This window comes from Roseomonas sp. TS2 (assembly GCF_058833935.1).
In genome coordinates, this window is record NZ_JCACVY010000198.1 from 1 (window position 1) to 7,615 (window position 7,615).

The window sequence follows — 7,615 nt, forward strand, 5'->3', positions numbered from 1 at the left end:
CGAGGTCGGCGATGCCGCGCTCGATGGCGCCGCGCAGCACCGCCGGGTCGTCCGATTCCTCCAGCAGCGCCTCCTCCAGCCCGTTGCGGGCACGGGCGATGGGCGTGCGCAGATCGTGCGCGATGGCGTCCGAGACGCCGCGCACCCCGTCCATCAGGTGGGCGATGCGGTCGAGCATGGCGTTCATGCTGGCGCCCAGCCGGTCGAACTCGTCGTCATGCAGCGAGATCGGCACGCGCTGCGAGAGGTCGCCGCCGGCGATCAGCGCGGCGGTGGTGGTGGCCGGCGTCAGCCGCCGCTCCAGCGCCCGCCGCATCAGCAGCGCGCCGAGCAGGGCGAAGAACAGCGCCGCCCCCGCCGCCCAGGCCAGCCCCTCGGTCAGCAGGTCGCGCAGGCGCTGCTTCTCGCTCACCTCGCGGCCCACCGCCAGCTTGCTGCCATCGGGCAGGTCCAGCACCAGCAGCCGCGCCTCGCCGGGGCCGGAATCGTCGTGGTCGACGCTGAGGCGGTACCAGGAGCTCTCGCCCGGGCGCGGCGGCGGCAGCGCGGCGAGGTTGCCCGCCAGGCGCCGCCCGGCAGGGTCGAGCAGCAGGTAGATCGAGAGGCCCTCGGCATCGAGCGCCAGCCGCTCCTCCACCGCCTCGGCCAGCACGGCCAGGCCGGAGTCGCGGCCGCGCTCGGCCAGCGCCATGGCGTCGGCGCGGATGGCGGAATCGGTCTGCCGCTCCAGCGTGCCGGCGGTGCCCCACCAGAGCACGCCGGCGAAGGCCAGCCCCGCCGCCAGGAACACCACCGCGAACAGCAGCGCGAAGCGGAAGCCGGCCGAGGAGAGCAGCCGCCAGAGCGGCCCCGGATGCTGCTGCCGGCGGCGGGTGTGGGGCATCAGGCGCCCGTCATGGCCGGGCGCGGTCACGGCACGGCGTGGCGCTCACGGCTCGGCGCGGATCATGTAGCCGGCGTTGCGCACCGTGTGGATCAGCGGCCTGTCCTGCCCCTTGTCCAGCTTCTGCCGCAGGCGGGAGACATGCACGTCGATCACGTTGGTCTGCGGGTCGAAATGGTAGTCCCACACCTTCTCCAGCAGCATGGTGCGGGTCACCACCTGCCCGGCATGGCGCATCAGGTGCTCCAGCAGGCGGAACTCGCGCGGCTGGATGTCGATCTTCTTGCCCGCCCGCGTCACGGTACGGGAGAGCAGGTCGAGCTCCAGGTCGGCCACCTTCAGCCGCGTGGCCGGCGCGTCGACCGCCGGGCGGCGGCCCAGCGCCTCGACGCGGGCCAGCAGCTCGGCGAAGGCGAAGGGCTTCACCAGGTAGTCGTCGCCGCCCGCCTTCAGCCCCTTCACCCGCTCATCCACCCCGGACATGGCCGAGAGGAACAGAACGGGCGTGTGGTTGCCCTGGCCGCGCAGCGTCTCCACCAGGCGCACGCCATCGACGCCGCCCGGCAGCATCCGGTCCAGCACCAGCAGGTCGAAGCTCTCGCCCGCCGCCATGAACAGGCCGTCCCGCCCGTTGGTGGTGTGCTCGACCGTGTGCCCGGCCTCCTGCAACCCCTTCCTCACGAAGCGGCCCACCTCGGCATCATCTTCCACCAGCAGAATTCGCATGGTGCTGCGCTCCTTGTCGCGGCGCGCCGGCCCCGCGGAAGCGGGGGGCCCCATCATGGCGCGCCGGGCCGGCCAACATGCCCCGGCCCGCGCCGCCACGCCAGAGCAGGCGCGGCAGGGCAGCCGCGATCTCCGTGCCTGCGCAACCCCTCCCTGGGCCATCGCCATCCGTGCCCCGCGCCATCGGTGCTTGCATCCAGCCCCCGCGCTCTGGCAGGTGCAGGGCTCCACCCTGCGGAAAGGACGCCAGGAAGCGATGGACGTGGCAAGTTGGGCGATGCTGGGAGCGATTCTGGCATTGCTGGTTCTCTCGGCCCTGTTCTCGGGGAGCGAGACCGCCATCACCGCCGCGAGCCGGGCCTTCATCACCCGCCGCGTGAAGGAAGGCGACCGCCGCGCCACCACCCTGGCCCGGCTGCAGGAGCGCAAGGACCGCTTCCTGGCCGCGCTGCTGGTGGGCAACAATTTCGTCAACACCACCGCCACCGCCCTGGCCTCCAGCCTGCTGATCGCCTGGTTCGGCGAGGAGGGGGTGGTCTATGCCTCGCTGGCGATGACGGTGGTGCTGGTCATCTTCGCCGAGGTGCTGCCCAAGACCTATGCGCTGCAGCGGCCGGACGCCACGGCGCTGGCGGCGGCGCCGCTGCTGGGCGGCGTGATGCGCCTGCTGGGGCCGCTCGGCGGCGCGGTGAACTGGCTGCTCAGCCACGTGTTCCGCCTGTTCGGCATCTCGCAGGTGCAGGCGCGGCGCGGCGAGGAGGAGCTGCTCGGCGCCATCGAGCTGCACGGCACCGATGAGCGCGGCGACGCGGAGGCGGCGGCGCAGGAGGAGCGGCGCATGCTGCGCGGCGTGCTGGCGCTGGACGACCTGACGGTGGGCGACGTGATGACCCACCGCGCCCGCATCCAGGCGCTCGACGCCGACGCGCCGCCCGAAGCGGTGCTGGAGCGGCTGCTGGCCGCGCCGCACAGCCGCATGCCGCTCTGGCGCCGGCGCGGCGAGGAGGTGCTGGGCATCGTCGACGCCCGCGCCGCGCTGCACGCGCTGGCCGCCGCCCGCAAGGAGGGCGGCGCGCCGGAGCTGAAGCGCTTCGCCGCCCCCGCCAGCTTCGTGCCGGAGATGCGCCCGCTGCGCGAGCAGCTGCACGCCTTCCGCGCCATGACGCCGAAGATGGCGCTGGTGGTGGACGAGTACGGCACCATCCGCGGTCTGGTGACGCTGGAGGACATCGTCGAGGTGGTGGTCGGGCAGATCGCCCAGCGCGGCGAGGCGATCATCGCCGACAACGACGCGGACGGCATTGTCGAGGTGCGCGGCGACGCCCGCCTGCGCGAGATCAACCACGCGCTGGACTGGGACCTGCCGGAGGACGAGGCCAGCACCGCCGGCGGCCTCGCCATCGCCCGCGCGCGGGGGATCCCGTCGGTGGGCACCGAGATCACGCTGGGCCGCTACACGCTGCGCGTGCTGGAACGCCGCGGCTGGCGCATCGACCGCCTCAGCATCGGCCGCAGCGAGGAATAGGGGCGGCAGCGGCCCGCCCTCCGCCGGCAGGGCTCAGAGCGGCGCGTCGGCCAGCACCTGGAGGTGGCCGTGCGAGCAGCGCTCCACCCGGGCGGAGACGCCATAGACCTCGGCCAGCATTGCCGGCGTCAGGGTCTCCTCCGGCGTGCCCTGGGCGCGCACGCGGCCCTCGCCGATCATCACCACCCGGTCGGCGAAGCGGGCGGCCAGCGCCAGGTCGTGCACCACCAGCACCGTCACCAGCCCGTGCTGCAGCGTCAACTCCCGCACCAGCCGCATCACGCCGAGCTGGTGGCGCAGGTCGAGCGCGCTGGTCGGCTCGTCCAGCAGCAGCACGCGCGGGCGGCGCACCAGCGCCTGGGCCAGGCCGGCGAGCTGCCGCTGCCCGCCCGAGAGCCGGTCCAGCCCCACCAGCGCCAGCTCGGCGATGCCGAGCCGCTCCAGCAGCGCCAGGGCGCGCTCGGCGGCGGCGCGGGCGGAGGGCATGCCCTCGGCGGTGGGGCTGGCCTTCAGCGCCCCCACCAGCGCCTCCATCACCGTCAGCGCCACGCCCTGCGGCAGGCTCTGCGGCATGTAGGCGATGGACCGCGCCCGCCGCTCCAGCGACTGGCCGGCCATCTCCTCCCCATCGAGCCGCACCGAGCCGCGCGCCGGCAGCAGCCCGGCCAGGCCCCGCAGCAGGGTGGACTTGCCGGCGCCGTTCGGCCCGATCAGCGCGGTGATGGCGCCGCCCGGCAGCGGCTCCAGGCTCGCCTCCGCCAGGATGGTGCGGCGGCCATAGCCGAGGGTGAGCCGCTCGACCTCCAGCCTCACGACCGCCGCCCCCGGGTGAAGACCAGCGCGACGAACACCGGCACGCCGACCAGCGCGGTGACGATGCCCACCGGCACCATCAGCCCCGGCACCAGCATCTTGCTGGCCACCGAGGAGAGCGAGAGCAGCAGCGCGCCGCACAGCGCCGCGGCGGGCAGGAAGAAGCGGTGGTCCTCCCCCACCATCAGCCGCGCCGCGTGCGGCCCGACCAGCCCGATGAAGCCGATGGTGCCGACGAAGGCGACCGAGACCGCCGAGAGCAGGCTGACGCGCAGCAGCGCGCCATCCCGCAGCCGGTTGGCGTCGATGCCGAAGGAGAGCGCCCGCTCCTCGCCCAGCCGCAGCGCGGTGAGCTTCCAGGTGGCGCGGGCGGTGAAGGGGATGGCGACGGCCAGCGCCAGCGCCAGGATGCCGATCTTGGGCCAGGTGGCGCGCGCCAGGCTGCCCATCGACCAGAACACCAGCTGCTGCAGCGCCTGCTCGGTGGCGACGAACTGCAGCAGCGCCACCGCCGCGTTGAAGGCGAAGACCAGCGCGATGCCGAACAGCACCAGCGCCTCCACCCCCGCCCCGCGCAGGCGGGAGAGGCTGCGCAGCAGCAGCACGGAGAGGAAGGCGAAGAGGAAGGCATTGCCCGAGAGCAGCCATTCCTGCGGCACCCAGGGCAGGCCGACGCCGAGCACGATGGCCAGCGCCGCGCCGAGCGAGGCGGCGGAGGAGACGCCCAGCGTGAAGGGGCTGGCCAGCGGGTTGTTCAGCACCGTCTGCATCTCCGCCCCCGCCAGGGCGAGCGCGGCGCCGACCAGCACGGCCATCACCGCGTAGGGCAGCCGCACATCCCAGACGATGACCGAGACGGGGCCGCTGGCGGCCGCCGGGTTCAGCAGCACCCGCGCCACATCGGCCAGGCCGAGGCGGGAGGGGCCGGTGGCGACGTCGAGCAGCAGCGAGGCGATCAGCAACACCGTCAGCAGCGCCAGCAGCGCCACGCGGCGCAGCACCAGGGCGCGGTAGCCGGCGGCGGCCCCCGCCACGGCCAGGGTGGCGCCGCTCACCGGCCGCGGCCGGGGATGGGCTCGGCACGGGCAGCGGCGCTGCCCGGCAGCGCCGGGGCGCGGAACTGGCGGAGAAACGTCAACAGGAGGCCCTTCCAGCGGGAGCGGATGATCAGTTATCCATAATCATTCGCAACTCGCAGACCAAGCCCTTCTCGCACGGCCAGGGACGGGCCAGCCATGCGCGGCACGCCCCGGCCCCTTGGGCCGGCACCCTTCCCCTGGCCCCTTGGGCCGGCACCCTTCCCCTGGCCTCTCAGGCCGGCAGCCCACCCGGTCCCACGGCGGCACGCTGCCGCAGCAGGCCGCGTATCAGGCGGCGGCCCGGCAGCTCCACCAGGCGGTGCGCCAGCCAGGCCGTGCCCAGCAGCAGCCCAAAGATCACGGCCGCCGCCAGCACCGGCCCGAGCCCCGCCGGCAGCCGCGCCCCCAGCGCCTGCTCCAGCCAGTGCAGCGCGCCGGCGAACTGGTAGTGCAGCAGGTAGATGGCGTAGGAGAGAACGCCCAGCCGGTGCAGCGGCGCCCAGGAGAACAGCGCCGCCGCATGGCCGCGGTTGAGCGCCAGGCACAGCACCACGGCGGGCAGCAGCGGATAGATCAGCGCGTCCGACGGGCCGAACAGCCACAGCACGGCCAGCAGCCCGCCCAGCAGCAGGGCGGCGCCATCGCTCCCCAGCCAGGCGATGCCCGGATGGCCCGCCAGCCGGAAGCCCAGCATCCCGAGCATGAAGCCCGCCAGGCAGCGCAGCAGCGGCCCCGGCACCTCGCCCGAGGAGGCATCGAGCGGGCCGCCATGCTGCAGCCCGTCATGCGCGGTGATCCAGATGGCGGCGGCCAGCATCGCCACCGCCAGCGCGAGGCCCAGCAGCGCCATCCTCCAGCCCGGCCGCAGCAGCAGCCGCACCAGCAGCGGGAACAGCAGATAGGCCGCCCATTCCGTGCTGATCGACCAGGCCGGCACCAGCGCGCTGTGGGTCAGCGACCAGGACTGCACCAGCAGCAGGTTCAGCAGGATGTCCGGCAGCGGGTCCGGCACGTTGACGGTGAAGCCGCCGCGCGGCGGGCTGAGCTGGCCATAGGCGGCCCAGGCCACCAGCAGGCTGCCCGCCAGCACCGCCCAGTAGAGCGGCAGGATGCGGGCGGCGCGGCGCAGCATGAAGTCCTTCCAGCCGGCGAGGCCGGGCGCCGCCAGGAAGCCTTGCGCATAGGTCATGGCCATCACCAGGCCGCTGAGCACGAAGAACAGGTCGACCATCAGGTAGCCCCGCCGCACCGCCATGTGCAGCGGGTCGGTCAGGCCGGGGTCGAGGGTGGCATAGAAATGGTAGGCGGTGACCGCCAGGGCGGCCACGCCGCGCAATCCGGTCAGGGCGGTGATCTCCCCCTGCGGCGGCGGAGGAAGCGCGGGCGAAGAATCTGGCAAGGGCATCAGGGCTGCCTCCGCGGCCTATATGTTCCGACTTCGGAACTATAGCGCGGCGGTAAGCCCTTCCCGCATGTCATCCCGGCAAGCTTCGGCCGCCGGGAATCACCTCCGTTTGAGCAGCGGCGCCCCCCTGCCCTCAGCCCGCCCCGCCGGGGCGGCGGCCCACCTGCACCGCCATCTCCCGCTGGCGCCCCTCGCGCTGCAAGGTCATGCGGATGGTCTGGCCCGGCGGCGTGCCGGCCACGCCGCGAATCAGCGCGCGGGAGGTCTCCACCCGCTCGCCGTTCAGCGCCGTCACGATGTCGCCCTGGCGCAGCCCGGCGCGGGCGGCGGGGCTGCCGCGCTCGACGCTCTGGATCTGCACGCCGCGGTTGCGGCCGCCGGGGGTGCTCTCCTCGCCGATGTCCTGCACCGCCACGCCGAGCCAGCCGCGCTCCACCCGGCCATCCCGCCGCAGCTGCTCGATGACGCCGCGCGCCAGGTCCGATGGCGTGGCGAAGCCGATGCCGGCCGAGGCGCCGGAGGGCGAGTAGATGGCGGTGTTGATGCCGATGACCTCGCCCGCCGCGTTGAACAGCGGGCCGCCGGAATTGCCGGGGTTGATGGCGGCGTCGGTCTGGATGAAGTCGTCGAACGGCCCGGCCCCGATCTCGCGCCCGCGCGCCGAGACGATGCCGGAGGTGACGGTGCCGCCCAGGCCGAAGGGATTGCCCGCCGCCAGCACCCACTGCCCCACCCGCATGGCGCCCGAATTGCCCCAGGGCACCGCGGCTAGCGCCGCGCGCGGCTCGACGCGCAGCAGGGCGAGGTCGGTCAACTCGTCGGTGCCGACGACGCGCGCCGGCAGTTCCGTGCCGTCCTGCAGCGAGACCACCACCCGCGCCGCGTTGCCCACCACGTGGTTGTTGGTGACGACATAGCCCGCCGGGTCGATGACGAAGCCCGAGCCCGCGCCCTGCACCTGCTGGCGGCCGCGCCGCTCGCGGAAGTAGCGCTCGAAGGGCGTGCCGCGCAGCTCGGGGGGGATCTGCGTGGTGGTCTGCTCGGAGAGCACCGCGATGTTCACCACGGCCGGCAGCACCTGCTCGGCGAGGTCGGCGAAGTCCGGCACCGTGCCGCGCTGCGCCAGGGCGGCGGAGGGCGCCAGCCCGCAGGCCGGCAGCACCGCGAGGCCGGCGAAGGCGAGA

General features: G+C 74.1%; 7 protein-coding genes. 1 reads left to right on the top strand and 6 read right to left on the bottom strand.

Annotation, left to right across the window (positions count from 1 at the left end):
- The coding region (locus tag ACZJYS_RS20910) for a HAMP domain-containing protein (protein ID WP_493180200.1) at positions 1-883 on the bottom strand (883 nt) is incomplete at its 3' end.
- Positions 884-928: 45 nt separating this feature from the next.
- A complete protein-coding gene (locus ACZJYS_RS20915; protein ID WP_109516732.1) occupies positions 929-1,609 on the bottom strand; it encodes a response regulator transcription factor in 681 nt (226 codons plus the stop codon).
- Between the two features lie 277 nt (positions 1,610-1,886).
- On the opposite strand from ACZJYS_RS20915, the gene ACZJYS_RS20920 reads away from it, so the two are divergent.
- Positions 1,887-3,134: an HlyC/CorC family transporter gene (locus tag ACZJYS_RS20920; protein ID WP_245906278.1), complete on the top strand. Its 1,248-nt coding sequence runs from the start codon at positions 1,887-1,889 to the stop codon at positions 3,132-3,134.
- A gap of 33 nt (positions 3,135-3,167) precedes the next feature.
- Here the strand turns inward: ACZJYS_RS20920 and ACZJYS_RS20925 are convergent, their stop codons facing one another.
- The 4 genes from ACZJYS_RS20925 to ACZJYS_RS20940 all read right to left on the bottom strand — a co-directional run.
- Positions 3,168-3,947, bottom strand: coding sequence for an ABC transporter ATP-binding protein (locus tag ACZJYS_RS20925; RefSeq protein WP_109516603.1), 780 nt, complete (start codon positions 3,945-3,947; stop codon positions 3,168-3,170).
- A complete protein-coding gene (locus ACZJYS_RS20930) occupies positions 3,944-5,002 on the bottom strand; it encodes a FecCD family ABC transporter permease (RefSeq protein ID WP_493180201.1) in 1,059 nt (352 codons plus the stop codon). The genes ACZJYS_RS20925 and ACZJYS_RS20930 overlap by 4 nt, the downstream gene beginning before the upstream one ends.
- 256 nt (positions 5,003-5,258) lie before the next feature.
- Positions 5,259-6,431: an acyltransferase family protein gene (locus ACZJYS_RS20935; RefSeq protein WP_493180202.1), complete on the bottom strand. Its 1,173-nt coding sequence runs from the start codon at positions 6,429-6,431 to the stop codon at positions 5,259-5,261.
- Between the two features lie 133 nt (positions 6,432-6,564).
- On the bottom strand, positions 6,565-7,615 hold a 1,051-nt coding region (locus ACZJYS_RS20940; protein ID WP_493180203.1), incomplete at its 5' end, for a S1C family serine protease.

Coding starts and splice junctions, on each gene's coding strand:
- ACZJYS_RS20920 (WP_245906278.1), top strand. CDS start 1,887: ATGCTGGGAGCGATTCTGGCATTGCTGGTTCTCTCGGCCCTGTTCTCG.
- ACZJYS_RS20915 (WP_109516732.1), bottom strand. CDS start 1,609: ATGCGAATTCTGCTGGTGGAAGATGATGCCGAGGTGGGCCGCTTCGTG.
- ACZJYS_RS20935 (WP_493180202.1), bottom strand. CDS start 6,431: ATGCCCTTGCCAGATTCTTCGCCCGCGCTTCCTCCGCCGCCGCAGGGG.